This is a genomic window from Cellvibrio sp. GW822-FHT04B05 (assembly GCF_058800985.1).
In genome coordinates this window covers 188,353-212,471 of the sequence record NZ_JBXAMU010000002.1, presented here as the reverse complement: position 1 = coordinate 212,471, position 24,119 = coordinate 188,353, and the positions used below count along the sequence as shown (strand labels likewise).

At 47.2% G+C, this 24,119-nt stretch carries 19 protein-coding genes; 8 read left to right on the top strand and 11 right to left on the bottom strand.

Translation table 11 applies throughout. The features are described from left to right. Positions 1–5: 5 nt before the first annotated feature. Complete coding sequence (locus AC1RJL_RS06540) at positions 6–3,125, top strand: efflux RND transporter permease subunit (RefSeq protein WP_492912130.1); 3,120 nt, start codon at positions 6–8, stop codon at positions 3,123–3,125. Between the two features lie 170 nt (positions 3,126–3,295). Continuing rightward, the gene (locus AC1RJL_RS06535) at positions 3,296–3,979 is read left to right on the top strand and encodes a LamG-like jellyroll fold domain-containing protein (RefSeq protein ID WP_492912128.1); all 684 of its coding nucleotides are present in this window, start codon (positions 3,296–3,298) and stop codon (positions 3,977–3,979) included. Positions 3,980–4,047: 68 nt separating this feature from the next. On the opposite strand, the gene AC1RJL_RS06530 is transcribed toward AC1RJL_RS06535, so the two are convergent. The 3 genes from AC1RJL_RS06530 to AC1RJL_RS06520 form a co-directional block, all read right to left on the bottom strand. Then, the gene (locus AC1RJL_RS06530; protein WP_492912126.1) at positions 4,048–4,836 is read right to left on the bottom strand and encodes a protease inhibitor BamI-like protein; all 789 of its coding nucleotides are present in this window, start codon (positions 4,834–4,836) and stop codon (positions 4,048–4,050) included. A gap of 78 nt (positions 4,837–4,914) precedes the next feature. Next, the gene (locus tag AC1RJL_RS06525) at positions 4,915–6,318 is read right to left on the bottom strand and encodes a carbohydrate-binding protein (protein WP_492912124.1); all 1,404 of its coding nucleotides are present in this window, start codon (positions 6,316–6,318) and stop codon (positions 4,915–4,917) included. Between the two features lie 589 nt (positions 6,319–6,907). Then, positions 6,908–8,635: a proline--tRNA ligase gene (locus tag AC1RJL_RS06520; protein ID WP_492912122.1), complete on the bottom strand. Its 1,728-nt coding sequence runs from the start codon at positions 8,633–8,635 to the stop codon at positions 6,908–6,910. A 153-nt stretch (positions 8,636–8,788) separates the two neighbouring features. On the opposite strand from AC1RJL_RS06520, the gene AC1RJL_RS06515 reads away from it, so the two are divergent. Further along, positions 8,789–9,211: an HIT domain-containing protein gene (locus tag AC1RJL_RS06515; protein WP_492912120.1), complete on the top strand. Its 423-nt coding sequence runs from the start codon at positions 8,789–8,791 to the stop codon at positions 9,209–9,211. A gap of 72 nt (positions 9,212–9,283) precedes the next feature. On the opposite strand, the gene AC1RJL_RS06510 is transcribed toward AC1RJL_RS06515, so the two are convergent. The 8 genes from AC1RJL_RS06510 to AC1RJL_RS06475 form a co-directional block, all read right to left on the bottom strand. Next, positions 9,284–9,766: an HU family DNA-binding protein gene (locus AC1RJL_RS06510; protein ID WP_492912118.1), complete on the bottom strand. Its 483-nt coding sequence runs from the start codon at positions 9,764–9,766 to the stop codon at positions 9,284–9,286. Positions 9,767–10,142: 376 nt separating this feature from the next. After that, the gene (locus AC1RJL_RS06505) at positions 10,143–10,643 is read right to left on the bottom strand and encodes a DUF7931 domain-containing protein (protein WP_492912116.1); all 501 of its coding nucleotides are present in this window, start codon (positions 10,641–10,643) and stop codon (positions 10,143–10,145) included. A gap of 12 nt (positions 10,644–10,655) precedes the next feature. Then, positions 10,656–11,099 (bottom strand): GNAT family N-acetyltransferase, encoded by a 444-nt coding sequence (locus AC1RJL_RS06500; protein ID WP_492912114.1) that lies wholly within the window; start codon positions 11,097–11,099, stop codon positions 10,656–10,658. A gap of 4 nt (positions 11,100–11,103) precedes the next feature. Beyond that, complete coding sequence (locus AC1RJL_RS06495; protein WP_492912112.1) at positions 11,104–12,258, bottom strand: ribosomal protein uL16 3-hydroxylase; 1,155 nt, start codon at positions 12,256–12,258, stop codon at positions 11,104–11,106. Positions 12,259–12,432: 174 nt separating this feature from the next. Next, positions 12,433–13,812 carry an adenylosuccinate lyase gene (gene purB / locus AC1RJL_RS06490; protein WP_492912110.1) on the bottom strand — a complete coding sequence of 460 codons (1,380 nt, stop codon included), beginning with the start codon at positions 13,810–13,812 and terminating at the stop codon, positions 12,433–12,435. Between the two features lie 70 nt (positions 13,813–13,882). After that, positions 13,883–14,506 (bottom strand): high frequency lysogenization protein HflD, encoded by a 624-nt coding sequence (hflD, locus tag AC1RJL_RS06485; RefSeq protein WP_492912108.1) that lies wholly within the window; start codon positions 14,504–14,506, stop codon positions 13,883–13,885. Between the two features lie 42 nt (positions 14,507–14,548). Beyond that, a complete protein-coding gene (mnmA, locus tag AC1RJL_RS06480; RefSeq protein ID WP_492913442.1) occupies positions 14,549–15,682 on the bottom strand; it encodes a tRNA 2-thiouridine(34) synthase MnmA in 1,134 nt (377 codons plus the stop codon). A 65-nt stretch (positions 15,683–15,747) separates the two neighbouring features. Next, positions 15,748–16,197 carry an NUDIX hydrolase gene (locus AC1RJL_RS06475; protein ID WP_492912106.1) on the bottom strand — a complete coding sequence of 150 codons (450 nt, stop codon included), beginning with the start codon at positions 16,195–16,197 and terminating at the stop codon, positions 15,748–15,750. 149 nt (positions 16,198–16,346) lie between these two features. On the opposite strand from AC1RJL_RS06475, the gene AC1RJL_RS06470 reads away from it, so the two are divergent. The 5 genes from AC1RJL_RS06470 (at position 16,347) to prfB (ending at position 24,054) form a co-directional block, all read left to right on the top strand. Next, positions 16,347–16,793, top strand: a complete 447-nt coding sequence (locus tag AC1RJL_RS06470) for a hypothetical protein (protein WP_492912104.1) — start codon at positions 16,347–16,349, stop codon at positions 16,791–16,793. A 395-nt stretch (positions 16,794–17,188) separates the two neighbouring features. Further along, positions 17,189–18,313 (top strand): efflux RND transporter periplasmic adaptor subunit, encoded by a 1,125-nt coding sequence (locus AC1RJL_RS06465; protein ID WP_492912102.1) that lies wholly within the window; start codon positions 17,189–17,191, stop codon positions 18,311–18,313. 94 nt (positions 18,314–18,407) lie between these two features. After that, a complete protein-coding gene (locus AC1RJL_RS06460; protein ID WP_492912100.1) occupies positions 18,408–21,488 on the top strand; it encodes an efflux RND transporter permease subunit in 3,081 nt (1,026 codons plus the stop codon). A 113-nt stretch (positions 21,489–21,601) separates the two neighbouring features. Beyond that, positions 21,602–22,702 (top strand): iron-sulfur cluster carrier protein ApbC, encoded by a 1,101-nt coding sequence (gene apbC, locus AC1RJL_RS06455; RefSeq protein ID WP_492912098.1) that lies wholly within the window; start codon positions 21,602–21,604, stop codon positions 22,700–22,702. A 256-nt stretch (positions 22,703–22,958) separates the two neighbouring features. Further along, positions 22,959–24,054, top strand: a protein-coding gene (gene prfB, locus AC1RJL_RS06450) for a peptide chain release factor 2 (RefSeq protein ID WP_492912096.1) whose coding sequence is annotated in 2 segments (ribosomal slippage) — positions 22,959–23,030 and positions 23,032–24,054 — 1,095 coding nt in all. Because the reading frame shifts where the segments join, the coding sequence is not laid out codon by codon here. Positions 24,055–24,119: the final 65 nt, after the last annotated feature.

Here is a 24,119-nt window from a genome sequence, read left to right as displayed (position 1 = left end):
CTGCAATGAAGTTATCTGATATTTCTATCAAACGACCGGTCTTTGCATCGGTCATTTCGCTATTATTAATTGCATTCGGGTTGGTTGCATTTGAACGGTTAACGCTGCGCGAATATCCGAATATTGATCCCCCGGTTGTTTCAATCCGCACCAATTATCCCGGTGCGGCCGCCAGCATTGTAGAAACCCGCATTACCAAAGTAATTGAAGACAGAATTTCCGGCGTGGAGGGAATCCGTTTTATCGAATCGTCGGCTGAAAATGGTGTTTCGAATATTGTGGTACAGTTTGATACTGGCCATGATATGGATTCCGCTGCAAATGACATTCGCGACCGCGTGAATGGTGTGCTCGATAATTTGCCTGATGAGGCAGATCCACCCGAAGTACAAAAAGTCAGCTCCGATGAAGACGTTATTCTCTGGTTTAATTTAACCGGCGAGAATATGACTATCCCCCAATTAACCGATTATGCGCAGCGATATCTTGTGGATCGTTTTTCTGTCATAGATGGCATCGCCCGTGTGCGCATTGGCGGAGAGCAGCGCTACGCAATGCGTGTCTGGCTTGACCGACGTGAACTTGCAGCGCGCAACCTCACGGTTAACGATGTTGAGACCGCCTTGCGTGCTGAAAACGTCGAGCTGCCTGCGGGAAGCATTGAATCGCTTGAGCGTCAATTTACGGTGCGTATGGCGCGTACCTATCGAACGGTGGATCAATTCAATCAACTGGTAGTCAAGCGCGGTGGTGATGGACACTTGATTCGCCTGGGTGATATTGCAAAAGTGGAAAAAGGCACCGAGGAAGATCGTAATTTATTTCGCGGTAATGGTATTACGCAAGTCGGTATTGGTATCGTAAAACAATCGACGGCGAATACGATTGATGTTGCACGTGGCTCCAAAGCAGAGCGCGACAGAATTAATGAAATTTTACCTAAAGGGATGAAGCTGGAAGATAGTTTCGATAGCTCGGTTTTTGTCGAACGTGCGATTCACGAAGTTTATATCACCCTTGGGATCGCTATAGTTCTGGTGGTGTTGGTGATATATGTTTTTCTCGGCAGCGTACGCGCAATGTTGGTACCTGCCGTCGCAGTTCCTGTTTCCATCATTGCAACTTTTACAGTGCTTGCCATCATGGGGTTCTCCGTCAATATGCTGACTTTATTGGCGCTGGTTCTGGCAATCGGTTTGGTGGTTGATGATGCTATTGTGGTGTTGGAAAACATCATGCGGCACATGGAGGAAAAAGGAAAAACACCATTGCTTGCTGCCTATGATGGAACCCGCGAAGTAGGCTTCGCCGTTATTGCCACAACATTGGTATTAATTGCGATTTTTGTTCCTATCGTATTTTTGAAGGGCGACATCGGGCGATTATTTTCCGAATTTGCTATCACCATGGCCGCCGCCGTTGGATTCTCTGCGCTGATAGCATTAACTCTTTCACCTATGCTCGCCTCCAAGGTGCTGGTGAAAAATACCAATAGAAATCGCTTTCTGGAAAAAATAAATGATGGTATGGGACGTTTGCGTATCCACTATAAACACGGAATCCGCTGGTGTTTGGGACGCTCCAAAATACTCGTTGCCGCATTTGCAATATTATTGTTGAGTTCTTTTTTCCTGTCGCAATTGATTCCCTCTGAATATGCACCGCCGGAAGATCGCGGCAACTTTAACGTGATGGTTAATGGACCTGAAGGGGCAAGCTACGCCTATATGGAAGAGTACATGACTGAGATTGAAAACCGTTTGATGAAATACGTTCATAACGGCGAAATTTCGCGCATGATGGTGCGTGCCCCTCGTTCGTTTGGTGCCGTAGAGAGCTTTAACAGCGGTATGGTAATTGTGGTGATGAATGACTGGGGAGTGCGCCGTAATTCTTTTGATGTGATGAGCGATATTCGCGCCGATTTAAAAGACTTGCCCGGTGTAACAACTTCCGTTGTGATGCGGCAGGGATTTGGCTCTCAAGCGCAAAAGCCGGTGCAGTTTGTATTGGGCGGCGGTACTTATGAAGAGCTTGCCCAGTGGCGGGATATTTTGCTGGAAAAACTGGAACAAAATAATCCAGGTTTAATTGGTATTGATTGGGACTACAAAGAAACCAAGCCGCAAGTTGAAGTGATTATTGATACTAACCGCGCAGCCGATCTCGGTGTGAGTGTCAGTAATATTGGGCGCACTTTGGAGGCAATGCTGGGTTCGCGTCGCGTAACGACTTACATTGATGACGGTGAAGAGTACGACATTATCCTGCAAGGTGAGCGCGATGAGCAGCGCACCACAACCAGCTTGCAGAATATGTACGTGCGCTCTGAGCGCAGTGGGGAGCTGATTCCATTGTCCAATTTGGTGACGTTAAAAGAAATTGCTGATGCAAGCCGTCTCAACCGCTACAACCGTATGCGCTCATTAACCATTGAAGCTAACCTTACTGAAAACCTGGCACTGGGCGAAGCCCTGAGTCACATGAATGGATTGGTGCGCGAGCATTTGCCCGGTACTGCGGTGGTGGATTACAAGGGGTTATCACGGGATTTCCAAACAGCGGGAAGCTCGGTGATGTTTATTTTCCTGCTCGGAATTTTGATTACCTTTTTAGTATTAGCTGCGCAATTTGAAAGTTATGTGCATCCCTTTGTAATTATGCTGACGGTGCCATTGGCGATATTGGGGGGCATGCTCGGGCTTTATTTAACGGGCAGTAGCTTTAATCTCTATTCGCAGATTGGTTTGATTATGCTGATCGGGCTTGCGGCGAAAAACGGTATTCTTATCGTAGAATTTGCCAATCAATTGCGTGATCGCGGTGTAGAGTTTACCGAGGCATTATTAGAGGCATCATCAGCGCGTTTGCGTCCAATTTTAATGACCAGCCTCACTGCTGTAGCAGGTGCTATTCCGTTGGTGATTTCATCGGGTGCCGGTGCGGAAACACGCTTTGTAATTGGTATCGTGGTGATCTCGGGCGTGATAGTGGCGACTGCTTTGACGCTATTCCTGGTTCCAGTCGCCTACAGTCTGCTTGCCCGTAATACCGGTTCGCCAGGTGATGTCGAGCGTAATTTGCTACAAGACCAAGCGCGTTATAGTGGTCTTGACGATGAATAATATTTGAGCCATCCGTTGATAAGGTGTACCTCCTGTTGGGGACACCTTATTTTGCTAATATTTATTAATAATAAAAGTTCAGCCATATTTTTGGTTATTAACCGGTATTCCTATTTATTCACTTAACAATAAAGGTGTAGCGACTAACCGCGTTACAAATTGGTATGGGAATGTTCCTCGCTGTATTAATATCTTGTACCGTTTTTTTACTTGCCTGCACATCACCCTCAAAAACTCTATCTGATGCCGTGGTGTGGGATATCAATTCCTTAAGCTGGATTGGTGGTAGCCATGTCGATGTTACAGGTAATCCCCGTATTATTAATTCGAGAAATAGAAACGCAGTACATTTTGATGGCGACGGCGACCGTTTGCTGGTAGATGCCAATCCCTTGGGCGATGCGACAGAATTTACCATCGAAATTATTTTTAATCCGGCAGATGCTTATCCGAACAATCTGGAACCACGTTTCCTCCATATTGAGTCGCCGGATAATCCGAACCGTCGCATCACAATTGAGCTGCGCTTGAATAATAAAAAGCAATGGTATCTGGATGCTTATATCAAATCGGAAAAATCGCAATGCACTTTAATCGATCCCACAAAAGTCCATCCTGTAGGTCAATGGGCTCATGCGGCGATCACTTACAAGAATCGTGAATTTATTTCTTTTGTGAATGGCAAACAGGAATTGGCAGGGCAGGTAGATTATTTGCCGATTGCAGACAATGCTAAAACCTCAATTGGTGCGCGAATGAACCAGGTGCATTGGTTTAAGGGTGATATTTTGCAGGTGCGAATTAGCCCAAGAGTATTGTTGCCGTCAGATTTTTTGAGCGTTCCTACTCCTTAGTTATTTTATGATGTTGCCTTGCATATAATATTGGCCCTCGATGAGGGCCATTTTTTTGCCCGGAATAATTAATGATTGTGCGATGGGTGCTTCTGATTTTTTGCGTAATCAGGATCGACATCAGCAGGATGGATTGCATCGCTTACTGATGTGTCTGCTTTGAATAATAGCTGGCTGGAAGCAACCCAACCCTTATTGCCGTGTGCTTGCAATACATAATGGCCATCAGGCGTGTCCACGCCTCCGACAGTTAATTTTTCGCCGCGGGTAAAACTCACATTGTATTTTTGCCCATCATCTCCTTGTATATGGCCATACCAACTAATGCTGTTGTAATCGTGCTTTTCAACTCTATCAATTGTGACTTTATAATCTTTTCCATTTTGATCGACGCGTACATTGACCTGGTCACCCGGAACCAGGGTTTCAATTTTTAAACTATCAAGCTCAATGAATTGACGTCCGTCATTAAATTCTGCCTGCTCCAATGGCAGCTCGCGTGGAATATTATCAGTAGGTGACCAACTGTCAGCGCGATTGACAGCAGCGGCAACTTCTTGCGGTGAAAACTCCTGGTTTGGCCTGCGCTGTTTCATTGTGGCAAGGCGTTCATCCAATTCAGGTGTGCTGGTAAAGGTAGTACTTGAGGATGCTACGTTTGACACTGATACCTCGTTATTTTTTGCCAGCTCATTTGGGTCAGAAACTGTAGCGCCGGTACTTTCATTACGTGCGGTTTGGATTTGCTGCTGTTGCATATTAGTTTCTATTGCGGGGCGTGAGAAAAAATAGACACCACCCAACACAATGCCACTGATAGCCAAGGTTGTTAACCAAAAGCGTTGTTGAGTTTGCATAGGAAATATCTCTGATTATTATTTTGAATATAGTAATGTGAAGATGACGCATCCTTGCGTGTACGCTACGTGACGATATCAGCGTTTAATCCGAATCCAGTTCAGGTTCCAGCCACCCACTTTTGCAAATATACCAAAGTTGTATGTGCCTGCATTGATGTGTACTGTGTGGCTGATGGTGGTCCAATTCTGCCAGCCACCGGTTGATGGGATAGCCAATTCACCGAGAAGAATTCCGCCACCGTTTAAATCCGCTGACAAACGTCCACCGCCAGGACTCGCTACGCGATACTCAATGGTGTAAGTCCCACTGGTCGGAATGGTGATGTTGTTGTAAGCCATCCAATCATTGGTATCGATCCAGCCAACGTTTAGACCGCCACCGGTGTCAGTTGTAGCTTCAGTCTGTACACCGTTATTGGCAAAATAGTTTTCTGCCTGGATCAAGGTATTGAATCCGCCGGTTGTGGACACAACAATCGAGCTGGCAGTATCGTTAAAACCATCGCTTACCAGGCAGTTGACATCAGCAGTTTTGGTGATTGAGTTACCGGTGAAATTATCGTTTTGGTAAAGCGTAACGCTGTAGCCCGCTTGTACACGCAACGACGAAATATCATCGTTCATAATTCCGCGTGATTGTAATTGTCCGAGGTTATAGCTGCCGACGCCAAGGCCTACGTTATAGCCACCGTAGTTGCAATGCTGCGCAACTTGAACCGGGCCAGAAGAACCTGCGGTTGGTCTGAAACCAGCTATTTCGTCGCGCACATTGTGGATAGCCAAGGCGCCATAGGCTTCATTGGTTTGGCCCACCGGGATGCCACAGGGAAGCCCACGGCAGGTCAGGTTGGGATTGGAGAAACGGTTTACGCGGGTGGTGTTGAATACACCTTCGTACGCCATGATATCAACGAAGACATTATCCACACCGTAACCAACACCATAACGGAAACGTGCGCCGGATTGATCACCTTGTTTGCGCGAATGGTTGAGTCCCATGTTGTGGCCAAGTTCATGTGCCATCACAATTGGGCCGCAACCTGGCGCTGTTACGTTCCAGGTCCAGTTTTTATCTACGGCTACATAGCCGACGCCGCAAGCGCCTTTTTGGTGAAGCTGCGATACAAAGTCAGCGCCCAGTTGGTCGCGCAGTGCGATGGCGGCATTGTTGAGGCGTAGGTTGCCCAGTACAGCGCCCATATCGGCACCGGCTTGTTCCATTTCGCGTACACCGACCAGACGTAGCTGCACATCAATCTGGCTATCGGCATAGGCCGCATTCATTTGGTTAACCCAGCTGTTCATAGCTGTTTGCGGATCACCGCTAAAATAATTTTTAGTGTAGTTATCGTACAGCACTAGCAGATCTACAGTAGCGGCCTGCGCGACGCTGGTAAATGCGCAGCTGGTTACGCTGACCAGTAAGAATTTTCTGGCCGACTTTTTGAGTTGAGTAAAATTGGCGCGATCAAAGTTCATTGCATTTCCTCTCAATTATTATGTGATGTGCTATCAATGCGAAGTGAATTCAATTTCCCAATCGCCCATTGATTGGTGAAATTGACCTAATGCCTGCATGAAATGCTTTTTTATCGAGTTATTAACTGCAAAAACGAAAAAATCATGCAGGGCAATGATGCAAAGTTAACATTCATTGAAAAACAGCCATTGCAACCTGCATCACAGCTTTTAAAAAGTGCCAGTTAATAAATAAAGTGGGAATTTGGGGCGGCAGGTGTGACTTTTTTCTCTCGATTGCCACTTTGTTAAGTGGAACGAAAATGTGATTTTTATGTATATCAGTTGCTGGCATCGCTAATTTTTACAGCAATTAGTTTTGTTCGATGTAAAAGTTTTTTTCGTGAACAGCATCAGAACTGATTCCAGTTTGTAAAATCCACTGGCCCAATAACTGGAAAAATAAGTTCGACTTTAGGTTTGTCGCGCAAAAGGTTATGACGTAGATATCAAGAGAGAAGTAATGGGGCAGGGAAGATGATGAATGCAGCGATTGTTTGGGAAGCGAGCCGCGGCTCCGGAGTTACCCGAGAGCTGCAGCTGATATTGGTTAGGCGTTCACGTTTGCTTTCAGGAAACCCACAATATCGTTTATCGGTATTTCCTGCTTTTCGGTAGCGCGGCGACCTTTATATTCGATGCTACCCGCTTCCAATCCGCGATCACCAACAACGATGCGATGTGGAATGCCCATCAAGTCAGTATCGGCGAGCATAGTGCCGAGGCGCGCCTTGTCTTCATCCATCAACAACACATCAAATCCTGCCTCTTGTAACTGTGCGTAAAGTTCTTCGCACTTGGCAGCAACGGCTGGCGATTTGCTCATATTGATCGGCACAATCGCAATATGGAATGGCGCGATTGAATCAGCCCAGATAATGCCGTTCTCATCAAAGTTCTGCTCAATTGCCGAGGCAACCACACGCGTAACCCCAATTCCGTAACAGCCCATAATCATAGTTTGCTCTTTGCCGTTTACATCCAGCACTTTGGCCTTCATGGCTTCGGAATATTTGGTGCCCAGTTGGAAAATATGGCCGACTTCAATCCCACGTTTGATTTCCAGGATGCCTTTGCCACAAGGGCTGGGGTCGCCAGCCACCACATTGCGGATATCGGCAACCAGCGGCGCGGCTACATCGCGATCCCAATTAACACCGGTCAGGTGGAAGCCATCTTTATTCGCGCCGCAGACAAAATCAGCGAGATGTGCTGCAGAATGGTCGACAATCACCGCAATCTTCAAACCAACCGGGCCGATAGAGCCAAGACCAACGCCTAGCTCAGCTTTGATTCGTGCCTCAGGTGCTAGTGTTAGCGGAGAAGCAATACCAGTTAATTTTTCCGCTTTGATTTCATTCAGCTCATGATCGCCACGCAATACCAGCGCTACCAATGGCTGGGTTTTGTCTTCGCGTACCTGGCCCAAAACGATCAGGGTTTTCACAGTTTGCTGTGGACTGACGTTAAGGAACTCGCTCACTTCATTTATGGTGTGCTTGCCCGGGGTCGCCACTTCTTGCATAACATGTTGCGCTGCAGGGCGTGGTGTTGACGGGGGCAGGGCTTCGGCTTTTTCGATATTAGCGGCGTAGTTGCTGGCGCTGCTGAAGGCGATATCATCTTCGCCACTTTCAGCCAATACATGGAACTCGTGGGAAAAAGCACCACCGATAGAGCCGGTATCGGCCAATACGGGGCGGAACTGTAAGCCTAACCGGGTAAAGATGCTGCAATAGGTTGCATGCATTACATCGTAAGTTTCTTGCAAAGACTCAGTGCTGGTATGGAAGGAGTAGGCGTCCTTCATAATAAATTCGCGCGAGCGCATTACACCGAAACGTGGGCGGATCTCATCGCGGAATTTGGTTTGTATCTGGTAAAAATTTGCCGGCAACTGTTTGTAACTTCTGATCTCATTGCGAATTAAATCAGTGATAACTTCTTCGTGGGTTGGACCAAGGCAGAAAGGGCGGTCGTGACGGTCAGTCATGCGTAGCAATTCCGGGCCGTATTGCTGCCAGCGACCGGATTCTTCCCATAATTCGGCAGGTTGTACTACCGGCATCAATACTTCCATGGCACCGGATTTATTCATCTCTTCGCGTACAATTTTTTCGACTTTACGCAGGACGCGCAAACCCAGGGGAAGCCAGTTATAGAGGCCGGAAGCCATTTTGCGGATCATACCCGCACGCAGCATCAATTGATGGCTGATAACTTCCGCATCGGAAGGTGTTTCTTTAAGTGTGGCAATTAAAAATCGACTCGAACGCATAGTTATGACTTCTTGGTAGCTATAATGGGTTTCAAAGCCGCTTATTCTACGGCGGTTGACGATATTGGTATAGCGCCTCAAGTGCTGTGTGGTCTATCTTGTGTTAAATAAAGTTTGTTGAATAAAAGCCTGTTAAATTAAAGGAAGGCAATCATGTTTGAACTTCACCCTCGTCTCGCGCAGGATTCCATCGTTATCGGTGAATTCGATTTATCTCTTTTGTTATTGAGCCGGGATGCCAATTATCCCTGGTGCATTTTGGTGCCCCAGCGGGAGGATATATTTGAAATCCATCACCTGAGTGAAGAGGAACAGCTGCAATTAATCCGCGAGTCCTGTCGGTTATCGGAAGTTATGACCAGTGTGTTTGATGCCGATAAAATGAATGTAGCGGCACTAGGCAACGTGGTGCGTCAGCTCCATGTTCATCACATCGCGCGGTTTACGGATGATCCCGCTTGGCCGCAACCGATTTGGGGTAAATTGCCTGGTAAAGAATATGGCGCTGACGAATTTTCCGAGAGAATCAAGCGTTTACAAAATGCATTGGTAGGGGAAGGGTTTAGTATTCTTTGATGAGGTTATTCACGTCGTCAAAAGCAAAAAACCCCGCTATTGCGGGGCTTTTTATGAAAGCATATTCACGATTTATATAGCGAATTCTTTCAATTTTTTCAGCGGACGTACTTTTACAGATGTGCTCGCTGGTTTTGCTTTGAAAGTCACTTCTTCTTTAGTGAAAGGATTGATGCCCTTACGCGCTTTGGTAGCTGGCTTTTTCACAGTAGTGATTTTCAGCAGGCCAGGCAGAACGAATTCACCTACGCCTTTTTTCTTGATGTGACCTTCGATCACATTGGTCAGTTCGTCCAATACCGCTTGGACCTGCTTTTTGCTCAGTTCGGTAGCGTCAGCAATTTGTTGCAGCACTTGGGTTTTGTTCTGACGTTCAGTGATTGCTTTTACAACTGTTGGAGCAACTTTAGCAACTGGTGCCTTTTTAGCAGCGGCTTTTGGTGCGGGCGCTTTTTTAGCAGCAGCTTTTGGTGCGACTTTAGGGGCAGCTTTAGTAGCAGGTGCTTTTTTAGCTGGAGCAGCTTTTGGGGCAGCAGGTTTTTTGGCAGCGGCCATATTGATTTCCTTCTATTTATTGATGAAGAGTGGGTATGTTTATCTTGTGAACAAAGATGCTCGTGTAGTAATAACCTATAATACCAACGTGAATTGCAGGTTCTGGTTGATCCCGGCAATACCCGTACAACAACGTGTATAACAAAAAGTACTGCATTTATAGGCTTACACAGCCGTAAACGCGGATTGACGCTATATATATAGGATAAAAAAGTAATCGGCAACAAAAAACATGCTGTTTTTCCGGTAAAAACTGCTTTTTTTGCGGGTTGTGATACTTGGCAACAGATTTGCCTGCTGGGATGTATGCTTTATTTATGATATTCAGTTGTGAAGATTAGACGTGAGAGTTAGATATAGGATTAGGTAAAAGAGTTTAGATGTGAAGCAACTGAAACTCAGGCTCAAGTTCACCGTATTGCCAAAGGTAATTGAACTCTTCGCGTAATGACTTGATCTCACTTGCCGCTGCAAGGTTGAAAAAACCGCGATGTACCGCATCATCATTTTTATAAAGTAACTTATCCATATCACCCAGCATATAGCCCATATCTTTATTGTCAGGTTCAACCGTCATTTTGCGCACGATAATTTTGGACGATAGCCGCTGTGCGAGACGAACAAGTGGATGTCCAGTCTCGATAGCTGGTTTGGTATTTTTAATGAGAATCTGTACATGGGTATTGCGACTGCTGCGCGCAAAATCGGATAACTGTTGAACAAAATCCGGTGTTGCATATATCAATGTATCCAGTTCGCGGGTGAGGATAGCAATTGAAAGACGGCTTTGTGCAACCAATTGCTCACTGTGCGCACGAAAATCGGCAACGCCATCCAGCAGCCACAAGTCCTTACTTGCCGATGATTGTTCAGCCATCCTGTTGCTCCTCTAAGCCAAATACATGCTGATATGGGGGATGCCTGCATCCATAAACTCATCCCCTTGTGCGACAAATCCTAATGTTTCATAAAAGCGGCGGCGATCAATTTGTGCGTGTAAATAGATATTACTTCCCGGCACATTTTTTTTGCAAAAGTCGATAATGAAACACATCAATTCGTGGCCTAAACCTTGGCCGCGAAACGGTTTGCGAATGGCAACACGGCCAATATGGCAGAAGGATTGTCCGTCAGTTTCTTCGTGCAATAACCGCGCACAGCCCAACGCTTCATCGGCGGGGGAGAACACTAAAAAATGTATTGCCTGCCCGTCCAGTCCATCCCACTCATCTGCCGCTGAAACATGTTGTTCCTGCATAAATACTTCCGTACGGATTTTTACCAGATCCGTTTGATGATTTTGCCAGTGGGTAGGATGAATTGTATGGTGCATGGTTTTATTCATCGACTAACAGTGTTTCCTGGTTTATCAGTTGAGTAATGGCTGCGCGATTTAGTGGATCTTGCACCAACTCTTTTAGTTCGCGCCAATTAATCTCAACTTCTTTACACACAAGCTCTGCCAGTTCGCGCGAACAGCAAATCGCTTCACCATCGGCAAATAACAAAGTGCCCTTGGCATCGCTGTGGAAAGCGAGGCGGGCTGACGGATGGCGCCATAACAAGTCACCATCGGCCAATGCGGATTGCCATTCATCTGCATCAATATCCATCGGCTCTTCGTCGGTATGATCCAAATATTTGCGTTCGGTCATAAACTTGCCGAACCAATGTGCGATATTTTCTGCCGTTAAATGTTGCTGCAAAATTTTCTGTACTTGTGCGATTGCCTCGGTTCCAATTTCACCGGGATTGTTTTGCAGCTTTAAATCCGGATCGCTAAAACGTAGATCATCAACTATAGACAGTGCAACCTCTTGTCCGACTTCCGCAATGATATCGGCATGACTTGGCGCGCGGAAACCGATTGAGTAAGTCATGCAGTCATCACCTTGGGCGTTGCCCCAATGGGCAATGCCGGGCGGGATGTACAACATATCGCCGGGTTCAACGACCCATTCATCAGTCGTATGGAACTCGCGCAGGATTTTTAAACGGGTACCTTCCACGCGCGGTGAATTGTTGTCGCACATCTGGCCGATTTTCCAGTGGCGCTTACCCAAGCCTTGCAGTAAAAACACATCGTAGTAGTCAAAGTGGGGGCCGACACCACCTTGGTCCGGTGCGTAGCTAATCATGATGTCGTCCAGGCGCCAGTTGGGAATAAAACGAAATGCATCCAGCATTTGGTTCACTTCCGGCACATACTGGTCTGCTGCCTGAACTAGTAATGTCCAATGACTTTCCGGTAATATTTCAAAGGTTTTTTCATCAAAAGGTCCATTGCGTAATTCCCAAGGTGTCTCACCTTTTTCTAACACGATGCGCGATTCGACTTCTTCTTCCAATGCCAAACCCGCCAACTCATCAGGCGAGATTGGTGATTCAAAACCGGGGAAAGCGTTGCGAATAAGTAGTGGTTTTTTTTGCCAATAATCACGCAGAAATTCTTCAATCGGCATATCGCCAAGATGAGTGAGTGGTGTAGTCATACTTTTACCTTGTCAAATCAATTTTTTGCTTCGTAGGTTGGGCAACCATGCCCAACATAATTATTTCAAAATTAAGATTGTGCCCAATTCATTTTTTGGGCATGGTTGCCCAACCTACGAATAAATACATCTCAAAAATAAAGGGCTCTTGAAGAGCCCTTTATTTTTCACAGGTTAAATCGCTTTGGCTTGATCTACCGCATTACCAATATAATTGGCGGGCGTTAAATCGCGCATGTTCTGTTTGGCGTGTTCGGGAATATCCAATGTCTCTACGAAAGCAGCAAGCACTTCGCGGTTGATGGTTTGACCGCGGGTCAGTGCTTTCAATTTTTCATAAGGCTCAGCAACATTGTAACGGCGCATAATCGTTTGGATTGGCTCGGCTAATACTTCCCATGAATTATTCAAATCTTCCGCAAGCCGCGCGCGGTTGATTTCCAGCTTACTCATGCCTTTTAAGGTTGATGCGTAAGCAATCATGCCATAGCCAAAACCAACACCCATATTGCGTAATACGGTTGAGTCAGTCAGGTCGCGCTGCCAGCGGGAAATTGGCAATTTTTGCGCGAGATGAGTAAAAATGGCATTGGCAATGCCGAGGTTACCTTCCGAGTTTTCAAAATCAATCGGGTTAACTTTATGCGGCATAGTAGATGAACCGACTTCGCCCGCAATGGTTTTCTGCTTGAAGTAACCGAGGGAAATGTAACCCCAGATATCGCGGTCAAAATCGATCACGATAGTGTTGAAACGTGCAATCGCATCAAACAATTCTGCGATGTAATCGTGCGGTTCGATTTGGGTGGTGTAGGGGTTCCAATTCAAATCCAGGCTTTCAACAAATTCCTGGGCATTGGTTTGCCAATCCACATCAGGATAGGCAGACAAGTGCGCGTTGTAATTGCCTACCGCGCCGTTAATTTTGCCAAGTAATTCAACTTCTTTAACGGTTTTTAATTGGCGACGCAAACGTGCAACCACGTTTGCCATTTCTTTGCCCACGGTAGTGGGTGATGCGGTCTGGCCGTGCGTGCGCGAGAGCATGGCATCTTCGGCGTAATCATGGGCCAGTTTGGCGATGCCATCGACGATAGCTTCGGCATCTTTCAGGAATACTTTGCGACCTTCACGCAACATAAGTGCGTGAGAAAGGTTGTTAATATCTTCTGATGTACAAGCGAAATGCACAAACTCCAGTACTGCTTCAAGTTCGGCATTGCCGGCAAATTTATTTTTAAGGAAATACTCAACCGCTTTTACATCATGGTTAGTGGTGCGCTCGATATCTTTGATTGCCTGTGCATCAGCTTCGTTAAAGTTGGTCACAATGTCATCGAGGACTTTATTGGTCGCGGCGCTAAAGGCAGGTACTTCGGGAATGCCTGTGTGGCGGCTCAACTGCTGCAGCCAACGGACTTCAACTTCTACACGAAAACGAATCAAACCAAATTCGCTGAAGATGCTGCGCAGTGCAATAGTTTTGTTTCCGTAGCGACCATCTACCGGAGAGACGGCATTAAGCGCGGAAAGAGTGTTAAAGGTATTGTCCATTGTGATTCTCGTTTAAAGATTAAATTTAACAATAAAAGCGAATTCAAAGTGCGGCGATACGATGAATGAATTACATCCGGCGCAATAAATTATCTACCTGTTCTGCAATGTGCTTGCGATAAAACAGTAGCTGTAGACGGTTGCCGCCAACTTGTCGCCATAAAATGGCCGAGCGCACCGAGGCGAGCAGCAGGGCACGGATCTGGTTGGCGATACGTTGTTGTTGCAAGTAATTGTAGTCGCCATTCACTTGAATACGAAAACGGAAGGTGCTCAGGGTTTCGGTATAAAGCGTGCCTAAATTAGCGATGACATTTTCGTGTGTAGACGAAAAATGCTGTGCTTGTTGTGCTACCTGTTCCAGGCGGCTACCGATAACACCGAGCATATCGCGACGGCCTGCAAGTTTTTTCTGCAAATGTAAGACACCTAAACCATAGCGCAGTGCATCGCGATGTTTTTGTGAATTAGGTCGTAAGAGTTCACGCATCACTTCCAAGCCGGTACGCAGGTTTTCCAGATTATCACCGTATACCGCAAGGGTACTCGCAGGATTTAAATCAAGCATGCTTTCTATACTGCATTTATAGGCATCGGGCGGGACATGGCCAGTTTTGGCAACTTGTTCAACCAGGGCGGTTGCTTGAAATACGCCTGCAAGGGCGATGGTAATATCTTGCCAGTTTTTGCTCACGCGAAACTCTCTCAGCTACTTGGGATAGGGTTCTATCAATCTTTAATGGTTATCGGTGGATTCGATAACCGCGCCACCGAGGCAGACATCATCACTGTAAAACACCACTGACTGGCCGGGAGTCACTGCGCGCTGGGGCTGCTCAAAAGTCACATCCAGGGTGCCATTGACCAATAGGGTTACCATACATACCTGATCAGGTTGGCGATAACGGGTTTTGGCCTTACAGGTAAAGGTAGATGAGGGCGGGGTACCATTAATCCAATGGGCCTGCTGGGCGATTAAATGATTGGTATATAGAAGAGGGTGGTCTGTGCCCTGTACGACAAATAACACGTTGCGTGTCAGGTCTTTTTGTGCGACGAACCAGGGTTCCTCATTAGCGCCTTTTACGCCGCCAATCCCAAGGCCCTGACGTTGGCCGATAGTGTGATACATAAGGCCCATATGTTCGCCGATAACGTTGCCATCCGGCGTTTGGATCTCGCCTGGCTGTGCAGGCAGGTATTGCTGCAAGAAGTCTTTAAAGCGGCGCTCACCGATAAAACAAATCCCGGTGCTGTCCTTTTTGTTGTGGGTAACAAGGCCATGTTCTTCCGCAATCCGGCGCACCTCGGGCTTTTCCAGCTCGCCTACAGGAAACAGGGATTTCGCGAATTCAGCCTCGCCCACCGCGTGCAAGAAGTAACTTTGGTCTTTGTTGGGATCGAGCCCCTTTAATAGATGCGCATGACCATCGCGGTCGGTGCGGCGCACATAGTGGCCGGTGGCAATTAACCCGCCGCCCAACACACGGGCGTATTCCATAAAGACTTTGAACTTGATTTCGCGGTTGCAGAGGATATCCGGGTTGGGTGTGCGGCCGGCTTTGTACTCCGCAAGGAAATGCTCGAATACGTTATCCCAGTATTCAGACGCAAAATTGGCGGTATGTAGTTTGATACCGATACGCTCGCAGACCATTTCAGCATCAGCCAGATCGGTTTTGGCTGTACAGTACTCAGTGCCGTCGTCTTCATCCCAGTTCTTCATGAACAGGCCTTCGACCTGATAACCCTGCTGTTTGAGCAGGAGGGCAGAGACTGAGGAATCAACACCGCCGGACATTCCAACGATCACTTTTTGGCCCGGGCCTATAGATGAGTCTGAGACGGGGGCGGGAATAGCATCTGACATAAGGCGTAACTGCTGGGAAAGGAGAAAGGCGGGCATTTTACCCGCCCCAGCCCATCACTGCCACCTTAGCCGGCAGTATCGCCAACAACATGGAGCGGAAAGCGGCGTCCGGAGAGGTATTCCTCGATGATTTGCAGCGTCATGGGACTGCGCAACTGGTCTTTGCGGGCGAGCAATTCCTCATAGGTCAACCAGACTGCTTCGATAATGCCGGTATCCAACTGGCGGGCTTGGTCATGGCTCACAGGTTCACCGATAAAGGTCGTCCGCAAATAGGTGATACCGTTGCCCGGTGCGGTGTAAAGATTAACACCAACCACTCCGGTCAACGCTACGGTCCAACCGGTTTCTTCCAATGTTTCGCGAATAGCTGCGGCTTTTAAAGTTTCATTGGGGTCCAGATGTCCGGCAGGTTGGTTGTAAACTTTTTTCCCGTCGGCTTCTTCGTACACCATTAAAAAGCGATTATCACGTTCAATAATCGTAGCGACGGTTACATGCGGTGCCCAGGTCATAAACAATCCTTAGTGAGTTCAAAGTTGCAAATGCTAGCAGACTTGGTTGCTGGTTCGGCTAATTTCGCGGGTTGATTTTTCGCAGGTTCTTTGATTGAATCCATTTCGATCCGGGATGGATTCAATTACTACAAATAGCAGGGAAGATTATGACAACTACCGCACTAATTTTTTATCCCAAGCCCTATGTTGGCTTTAATAAGACCCAATTGCTCGAACGCCAATTGGCAGCAGCCGGCGTAATTGGGTCGAAACTCAAATCCACTTCTGTTTTCTCTATGGGGCCAAATTTTCGCCAATTTATTCCCAAAGTTGACTCTATCTATAAATTCCAGTACGGGATGATTCGTATCCAAATTCTGGCTGTGGGCGTCTGGGCTACAGCAACTGGTAACCTTAAAGTTGATGAATATTCAAATGTCGTTTTGGTAGAAGGCGACACGATTGATCATCCTCTCGATAGATATATTCCATTTTGTGAGTTGCTCTTTTGCATAACGGGAGACGAATATCAGGTTGGTGTGGTCTACGAGCCGTTTCGTGGAGGCACAGCTGAGATGCGTGAAAATTACCTGTTTGATATGCACACAGCTTGATGATTGATTCTTTAGTCTTGTAACACTCCTGTGTTTTCACCATTACTGACATCTCTTGTCGCGCATCGGTGGACAATAGCCCTTATCGTTGAATGATGAATGTCATAACTTTGTGTTATGCCTAACAATTCGTTGGACAATGATCAAAAAGAGAATATTATTTGCCGACCGACCAGATGGTCGGCTGGTTTTCTCTGACAACCAGACGCAAGCTGCACATTTACACTTTGTGACAACTTGTTATTTTTGGTTTTACATATGGCTGTGCAACAATTCTTGGGCCGAAAAATGCCGAAGTTATGGTTGGGATACCGTCGATTTATCGTCTTCCCTCCGCATGTCTTGTCCAGTCCTGGTAGTGATCTCTTTTTTCTCCTCTCAATGGTTCCTCATCTATGAACAATGCGAAATCAATCGGCGTTGCTGTGGCAAGCCTTATAGGAATTGTGTTGATTGTTGGCGGTATTAAAGGCGGCCAGATTTTCACTATGGTGAAGGCTGGGGAAAACACCCCTCCACCCACCGAGACCGTCAGTACCTTTAAAGCGGAAGTTCAGAAATGGCCCAACAGTTACACTGCTATGGGTACCGTTGAGGCATCAGAGGGGATTCGAATTACTGCCGAAGTTGCGGGCAAAGTAAAAGAAATTCGCTTCAAGTCTGGTGAGCAAGTTGAAAAAGGTACCATTATCCTGATTCAGGAATCGAGTAATGAACAGGCGCAGTTGAGTGCTGCCGAGGCGCGGTTACGCTTGGCCAAATCCAATCATGAGCGTTTGGTTGAGCTGCGCAAACGCAATACGGTTTCACAAAGTGAACTGGATACTGCAATTCAACAAATGGAATCAGCAATAGGCGATGTTGGTGATTTAAAAGCCACCCTCGATAAAAAACAAGTGCGTGCACCTTTTGATGGTCGTTTGGGCATTCGTCAGGTTGACCTCGGCCAAGACTTGCAAGTGGGTGGTGAAATCGTGTCCCTGCAAGCTACCAATAGCGTGCGCGTGAATTTCCCGGTTCCACAGTTCTGGTTGGTACAAATGACTCGCGGTCTGCCGGTGGAAGTGAGTGTGGGTGATGGTTCTGCTGCAACCATTAGCGGTCAGATTACTGCAATTGGTGCGGAAATCAGTTCTGTGACCCGCAATGCCATTGTGCAATCTTATTTGGAAAACGACAAAAGCCAATTGATTCCCGGCATGGCGGTTGAAACAAAAGTAACCCTGTCTGATCCGCAAGAAGTTCTCGCTGTGCCGAGCACCGCTGTTATTTACGCTCCTTTCGGTGATACCGTTTTTGTTATCGAGAAAGACCAAAAAGCAAACACTTATAAAGCACGTCAGCAATTTGTGCGTTTAGGTAAAGCACGTGGCGATTTTGTAGAAATTGTTGATGGTTTAAAAGCAGGTGATGTGGTTGCCAGTGCAGGTGCATTTAAATTGTTAAATGGCCAAGCGGTGACGATTGGCAAATTACCCACTCCGGAATACAAGCTTGAACCGACTCCTGCTGATAGCTAATTCGTTTTGTCCGCTCGCTTCTATTTTTTTGCGGAACGAGTTATGAACACCAGACGATTTACTCCATAAGCCAAAAAGTCCATGAGTCTAACTTATGAAATTTACCGATATTTTTATTAAGCGGCCGGTACTCGCCATAGTGGTGAGTCTGCTTATTTTAATCCTGGGAATTCAGGCAGGCAGTAACCTGACTGTGCGCCAATATCCCCGCAGCGATATTTCCGTCATTATCATTAACACCGTTTATGTCGGTGCTAACGCTGAATTAGTGCGCGGATTTATTACTACACCGATTGAGCGCGCAATTGCATCTGCTGGCGGTATTGATTACATCGAATCGCAAAGTGCAATGGGTATGTCTACCGTCACTGCGCACTTGCGTTTGAACTACGACCCGCTGAAAGCCATGACTGAAATTTCAGCCAAGGTAAATCAGGTGCGTGGTGATTTGCCACCTGAAGCAGAAGTGCCTGCGATTCGTATTGAAGCGGCGGATTCACAATTTGCGGCGGCATATATCAGTTTCAGTTCGGAAATTCTTGAACAAAACCAAATCACTGATTTTTTAACCCGCTCGATACAGCCGCGCTTAACAGCTGTTGCAGGTGTACAAAAAGCGGATGTTTTGGGTGGTAGAACGTTTGCGATGCGTATTTGGTTAAAGCCTGAGCGCATGGCCGCATTGAATGTAACGCCAGTACAAGTGCGCGCTGCATTAGCCGCAAACAATGTGCAGGCCGCAGTAGGGCAGACCCGCGGTTCATACACGCAAGTAAACTTGCGCGCCGATACAGATTTAAAAAGTGTTGATGAATTCAAGCAATTAATTATTCGAAATTCTGCCGACGGGATTATTCGCCTGAGTGATATTGCCGATATTGCGTTGGGGGCAGAAAACTACGATACAGTGGTTAACTACTCCGGTGACACTGCAGTTTTCATGGGGGTATGGGTTGCACCTAATGCAAATGCCCTGGATGTAATGAAAGCTGTCAATAAAGAAATGGAGGCAATTAAAGCCGAACTGCCGACCGGTTTGTCGGGAACGGTTGCCTATGACTCTACTGAATATATTGATGCTGCTATCCATGAGGTAATTAAAACCCTCACTGAAACGCTGTTGATTATTGTGATCGTGATCTTCCTGTTTTTGGGCTTCAGTCGCTCGGTTATTATTCCGGTATTGGCAATTCCACTTTCACTGGTGGGCGCGCTGTTTATTATGCAGGTCTGCGGTTTCTCACTGAACTTACTGACGTTACTCTCTATCGTGCTCTGTGTGGGCTTGGTAGTGGATGACGCGATCGTAATGGTGGAAAACATCGAGCGCCACATTCAAGACGGGATGAAACCATTTCAAGCCGCAATCGTTTCTGCCCGTGAATTGGCCGGCCCGATTTTGGCGATGACCGTCACACTGGCGTCGGTGTATATCCCGATCGGTTTGCAAGGTGGCTTGATCGGTTCGTTATTCCGTGAATTTGCGATTACGCTTGCCGGGGCAGTGACTATTTCGGCCATTGTGGCTATTACTTTGTCACCCATGTTGGGTTCGCGCATGTTAAAACCGCACACCGGTTTAAAAGCTCCGCTGGAAAAACCCTTCGAGCGTTTCCGCACCTGGTACGGTGAGAAACTGCAAATCAGTTTGCAGAACCGTATAGGCGTTTATATTTTCTGGATCGGCATCACCCTATTGTGTTTCCCGTTATACAACATGTCTCCCAAAGAATTGGCGCCAACCGAAGATCAGGGTGTTATTTTCGGGATTGTTGATGCACAGGCTAACTCAACGGTCGATCAATCATCGCATTACGGAAAGCAAGTTAACGAAGCCTTTATGGCGATTCCGGAAACCGACTTTACCTTCCAACTGACAATGCCAACGGGCGGCTTCTCTGGTTTGGTTACCAAGCCATGGGCCGATCGTGATCGCGATGTTTTCCAAATGATGCCGGATGTGCAACAGAAATTGTCCGAGATTGCCGGTGTGAAAATTCTGCCAATTACACCTCCGGCATTGCCAGGTGGTGGTCAGTTCCCGGTGGAAATTGTGCTGGCATCTACTGCGGACATCAAAGAGATTTATGATTACGCACTGAAAGTGCAGGAAATCATGGTCAAGTCTGGCCTGTTTTATTTCCAGACACTGGATGTAAAAGTGGATCAGCCGGATTACAAGCTCAGTATTGATCGCGAGAAGGTCGCGGACCTTGGATTGGATCTGCAAACTGTGACCAATGATGTAGGCACATTATTAGGTGGTGGTTACGTCAACCGCTTCAATATGGCTGGACAAAGCTACAAAGTGATTCCGCAAGTTAAGCGTGTAGAGCGTTTAAATCCGGATGATTTGGCGAGCCTTTATGTGACCGGGCCTGATGGAAACTTGATTCGTCTTGATCAGGTTGCCAGTATCAGTCACACCACAGAGCCGCGTACGATCAACCGTATGCAGCAGTTGAACGCGGTAAAAATCAGTGGTGTTCCCGGTGTTCCATTGGGGCAAGCCCTGGCTCATGTTGAAGCTGAAGCGCGTAAAATTTTGCCGAAGAGTTACACCATCGATTACACCGGTGAATCGCGTCAGTTAATTCGCGAAGGGAATACTTTTTTGCCAGCGTTCCTGATGGCAATTATGATGATTTTCCTGGTGTTGGCAGCCCAGTACAACAGCTTCCGTGATCCGCTGGTTATTCTTGCCGGTTCGGTACCTTTGGCGATGTTTGGTGCGCTCTTGTTCACCTTCCTCAAGATACCTATGCCGATTCCATTCTTTACCAATGGATTTACCAGCACCTTGAATATTTATTCACAGGTAGGTTTGGTAACGTTGATGGGATTGATTGCCCGCAACGGCATTTTGGTAGTGGAGTTCGCCAACAAATTGCAGGAGCAAGGGATGGCCAAACTCGAAGCAATTCGCGAGGCTTCATCATTGCGTTTACGTCCGGTAATGATGACCAGTGTGGCGACTATTGCTGGCCATACACCGCTGATATTTGCGTCCGGTGCAGGTGCTGAAGCGCGTAATGCGATTGGGATCGTATTGGTGTTGGGTATGACCATTGGTACGTTCTTTACCTTGTTTGTTTTGCCATCGGTGTACATGTTGCTGGCGAAAGATCACCAGCATGATCGTGAAGAGCTGGAACAGTTGGCAGAAGCAAACTAACTCGACCAGTAACAAAAAAGGGTGCCATTTGGCACCCTTTTTTGTTAGGGTGCGCCGCATTGATCCACCATGGCATCATGTGCTGTGGTTTATTGTTTTAAGAGGATATTCCTGTGTCTGTTATCACCCACGCCATTGTTGAAGCGCAGCTTGCCAAGATTGTTGAACCTACGTTGGGACGCGATCTGTTTAGCATGCATTGTGTTGAATCCATTACGATTCTCGGCAATAAAGTCAGCCTTAAATTACGGTTGGGTTATCCGGCAAACTCGGTAAGCGTTCCTTTGGCTCAATCGATTAACCAAGCACTGAGCGAATTGCCGGGTGTTGATCAAGTCTCAGTCGATATCCAATGGGAAGTTCCTTCCAGTGCCGCTGCAAATTCGCAACAGGCTATTCCACACGTTAAAAACATTATTGCTGTCGCATCGGGCAAGGGTGGTGTGGGCAAATCGACAACGGCAGTTAACCTTGCGCTGGCATTAGCTGCAGAAGGCGCCCGTGTCGGTATCCTTGATGCGGATATCTACGGCCCAAGCCAGCCTCAAATGCTGGGCGTGGGGCAGCGTCGCCCGGAAATTGTAGGGCAGCAAGGCCAGCAACAAATGGTGCCGATCAGCGCCCATGGTATCCAGTCGATTTCCATGGGGTATTTAGTGACTGAAGAAACCCCGGTGATGTGGCGCGGCCCTATGGTTAGTGGCGCATTGCAGCAATTGTTAATGCAAACCCGCTGGGACAATCTGGACTATTTGATCATCGATATGCCGCCAGGTACCGGTGATATCCAAATCACCCTTGCGCAAAAAGTCCCTGTAACCGGTTCTGTCATTGTGACCACACCGCAAGATATTGCGCTGCTCGACGCCAAAAAAGGTATTGAGATGTTCCGCAAAGTGAATGTGCCGGTGTTAGGTGTGGTAGAAAATATGGCGATCCATATTTGCTCCAACTGCGGTCATGAAGAACATATTTTTGGCGCGGGCGGTGGCGAGCGTATTGCGCGTGATTACCAAACCGAACTGCTTGGTTCATTACCGCTGAATTTATCGATTCGCGAAAATGCGGATAATGGTAAGCCCTCAGTGGCTGCGGATCCCGAATCAGCAATCAGCCAAAAATACCGCGCAATTGCACGCAAGCTGAGCGCTAATGTGTGGCTCTATAATCTTGATAACCAGACATTACCGGACATTGAAATTTCTGACGATTAATAGCTTTTCATTCGACAACAAAAAGCCCTCGATGAGAGCTTTTTACCGGTTACTTCGGTGTATAAGAGTGCCCAGATAGCCCGGTAAAGGCCGCAGTGAAAAATAGTTTCACCTGTGCCAGTGGAGGTCAGATGTATTAGCCAGGCTTCATTAGGCCCGCACGCGATTTGGCCTCATCGGCCATCTCATGTAGAATGCGCGCCTCGCTTTTTCTTGCCTTTTTAACAGGCGCAACCTCTTAGAATTCGCACCTATTATGGAAATCAATCCCTTATTAAATGCCCTTAAAGACCTTGCTGAGCGCACCAATGTGCTTAGGGGGTATCTTTGACTACGATCTTAAAAAAGAACGCCTGGCAGAGGTTGAGCTCGACCTTGGTGAGCCAAGCGTATGGGATAACCCGGAGCGCGCCCAGGCATTAGGCCGTGAGCGTTCATCACTGGAGATGGTGGTAAAAACCATCGATGATCTGGATACCGGCGTGCGCGATTCGCGCGAGTTGCTCGAGATGGCCGTGGAAGAAGATGACGAGTCCATGGTTGCCGATGTACAAGCGGAATTGGATCGCCTCGACAAACAATTGGGTGTATTGGAATTCCGCCGCATGTTTTCGGGCGAGACAGACGCGAACAATGCGTATCTTGATATCCAGTCCGGTTCAGGCGGTACCGAAGCACAGGATTGGGCTGAAATCGTTTTGCGTATGTATTTGCGCTGGGGTGAAGCCAAAGGTTTTAAAGTGACCCTGGAGGAATTGTCCGCCGGTGATGTTGCTGGTATCAAAAGTGCCACCATTTATTTTGAAGGCGAATATGCTTTCGGTTGGTTGCGTACCGAAACCGGTGTTCACCGTTTAGTGCGTAAATCGCCATTCGATTCCGGCAACCGTCGCCACACTTCATTTTGTTCGGTATTTGTCTCGCCGGAAATTGATGACAATATCGAAATAGAAATCAATCCGGCAGATTTGCGCATCGATACCTATCGTGCGAGCGGTGCCGGTGGTCAGCACATCAACAAAACTGACTCTGCTGTACGTATTACGCATATTCCAACCAACATTGTGGTGCAGTGCCAGAACGAGCGTTCGCAACATGCCAACCGCGATAAGGCGTACAAAATGCTGCGTGCAAAAATGTACGAGCAGGAAATGCAGAAGCGGAACGCAGAAAAACAAGCGATGGAAGATAATAAGTCTGACATCGGTTGGGGCAGCCAGATTCGCTCTTATGTATTGGATGATTCGCGCATTAAAGACCTGCGCACCGGCGTGCAAACCTCAAATACCCAAGCAGTATTGGATGGCGATCTCGACCAATTTATTGTCGAAAGCTTGAAGGCCGGTTTGTAATGTAGGGGCAGCCGCTTGCTGCGCCCAAGAATATTTTTAATGTAGGGGCGCCGCTTGCTGCGCCT